This window comes from Citrobacter sp. wls826 (assembly GCF_005281245.1).
GTDB lineage: Bacteria > Pseudomonadota > Gammaproteobacteria > Enterobacterales > Enterobacteriaceae > Citrobacter > Citrobacter braakii.
Genome location: NZ_SZWS01000055.1, coordinates 100,711 through 103,068, shown reverse-complemented (window position 1 = coordinate 103,068; position 2,358 = coordinate 100,711). Strand labels below are relative to the sequence as shown.

Here is a 2,358-nt window from a genome sequence, read left to right as displayed (position 1 = left end):
CAGACTTAACGTCTGGCATTTTTTTATGGAGAAACCATGCGCTTACCGATCATTCTTGATACCGATCCCGGCATTGATGATGCTGCCGCTATTGCCGCCGCGCTGTTTGCCCCTGAGCTGGATCTGCAACTGATGACCACGGTAGCAGGTAATGTGTCGGTGGAAAAAACCACCCGTAATGCCTTGCAACTGCTGCACTTCTGGAATGCCGATATTCCGCTGGCGCAGGGGGCATCGATGCCGCTGGTGAGACCGCTGCGAGATGCCGCTTCCGTACACGGTGAATCAGGTATGGAAGGGTATGAATTTGTCGAACACGACCGCCAGGTGATGGCAAAACCCGCCTTCCAGGCCATTCGCGATGCGTTGATGCATGCCCCGCAGCCTGTGACGCTGGTGGCAATTGGCCCCCTGACCAACATTGCGCTGCTGCTGACTCATTATCCTGAATGCATATTCAACATTCACCGTCTGGTGATTATGGGCGGTTCTGCCGGGCGCGGGAACTTCACGCCAAACGCCGAGTTTAATATTGCTATTGATCCCGAGGCCGCCGCAAAAGTCTTCCAGAGCGGGCTGGAGATTGTGATGTGCGGGCTGGATGTCACTAATCAGGCCATGCTCACCCCTGACTACCTGGCGACGTTGCCGCAGCTTAACCAGACGGGAAAAATGCTGCACGCGCTGTTTAGCCATTACCGTAGCGGCAGTATGAATACGGGGCTACGAATGCACGACCTGTGCGCTATTGCCTGGCTGGTGCGCCCGGAACTGTTTACCCTGCAGCCGTGCTTCGTGGCGGTTGAAACCCAGGGGGAATATACCTCGGGTACGACGGTGGTGGACATTGAAGGACGTTTAGGGCATCCGGCAAATGCCCAGGTCGCGCTGGGGCTGGACGTTGAGGGGTTCCAGCAGTGGGTGGCAGAGGTACTGACGCTGGCACCTTGAGGCTGTGATCCGGCCCGCAATATGCAGATAGCGATAGCAGGTTAATCGATTAATCTGCTAATCTGATCCTGTTGTTCTCCTCGGGCCGGAGACACATATGAACCTTTCTTTTATCCAGCCACCGCAGGTGGCGTGGGCAAGCGGCGCTTTAGCTGATGGCCTGTTATTGCGTAAATCCACCCGTATTGAGGATCTTCCAGACGTTTTTGCCGATGAACACGCCCGTCAACAGCTGACTGGCGAGCAGGTCGTGTATGACGTTGAGATGCTGGATACGTCTCCCGCTGAAGGTGAACTCTACACCGGCGTTACCCATCTTTACCCTGGCCGGGTCGGCTGTGAGTATTTTATGACCCGCGGGCATTTCCATGCGCGCCGCGAACAGGGGGAAGTCTATTTTGGTCTGCGTGGCACCGGTTTGCTGCTGTTGCAAACTGAGCAGGGCGACGCGAGGCTGGAAAAAGTATTCGCGGGATCTGTCCACATTATCCCCGGCTTTACCGCGCATCGGTTAATCAACACCGGGGAAGAGGTTCTGTCGGCGCTCGCCGTATGGCCAGGGATTGCGGGTCATGATTATGCAGCGCTCGCCAGCGGCTTCAGAATAAGGGTCTTTGAGGAAAATAAGACGGTTCAGGCGAAGGAGGTACAGAATGGGTGACTTAGCGCATTCTTACGGCCTGGATATGACGGTCCATCATCACCCGCTTGGTTTTAGCTATGGGGATGAGGTTACCGGGCCGATGCCGGAGATTCGTCAACTCGACCAGATTCGCGCCTCGCTGCGCGATCCGCACTGTGAAGGGCCGCAAGAAGTGTATGCCATAGCGATGGATGTGGCGCGAATGCAGGATCGCGAAGAGTTGAAAAAGCGGATGCTGTTGTTTGGCGTGGTGACCTATGCGGCGGGACGGCTGGGGGAAGAGCCGGTGCGTAGTCAGGGACATATTCATCGTATTAGTCAGCACAGCGGCTGGTCTCCGCCGGAGCTTTATGAAATCTGGCAGGGAAAAGCGATCATTTATATGCAGGAATATGTTGAGGACGACCCAGGCCGCTGTTTTGCTGTAATTGCCGGACCCGGTGAGAAAGTGCTGGTACCACCCGGTTGGGGGCATGCGACTATATCCGCAGACCCGGATGTACCGTTAACCTTTGGCGCGTGGTGCGATCGTGAATATGGTTTTGAGTACGACGCCGTGCGTGCGCATAAAGGACTGGCATGGTATCCGCTGCTGCAGGGCAACAACGTTATCTGGCAGCATAATCCGCGTTACATCCCTGGACGACTGCAGGCCGTTACGCCCAGACAATATACGGAATTCTCGATTACCTCCGCACCTGTTTATCAGCAATTCATCGAGGACCCGGCACGTTTCCAATTTATCTCACGCCCGGACAAGCACC

General features: G+C 55.7%; 3 protein-coding genes. All 3 read left to right on the top strand.

Annotation, left to right across the window (positions count from 1 at the left end):
- Nucleotides 1–36: 36 nt before the first annotated feature.
- Complete coding sequence (gene rihC, locus FDW87_RS16290) at nucleotides 37–951, top strand: ribonucleoside hydrolase RihC (protein ID WP_016155659.1); 915 nt, start codon at nucleotides 37–39, stop codon at nucleotides 949–951.
- A 97-nt stretch (nucleotides 952–1,048) separates the two neighbouring features.
- Nucleotides 1,049–1,612 (top strand): glucose-6-phosphate isomerase family protein, encoded by a 564-nt coding sequence (locus tag FDW87_RS16285; protein WP_016155660.1) that lies wholly within the window; start codon nucleotides 1,049–1,051, stop codon nucleotides 1,610–1,612.
- Nucleotides 1,605–2,358: glucose-6-phosphate isomerase family protein (locus FDW87_RS16280; RefSeq protein WP_137379999.1), on the top strand; the 754-nt coding region annotated here is incomplete at its 3' end. The genes FDW87_RS16285 and FDW87_RS16280, both read left to right, overlap by 8 nt.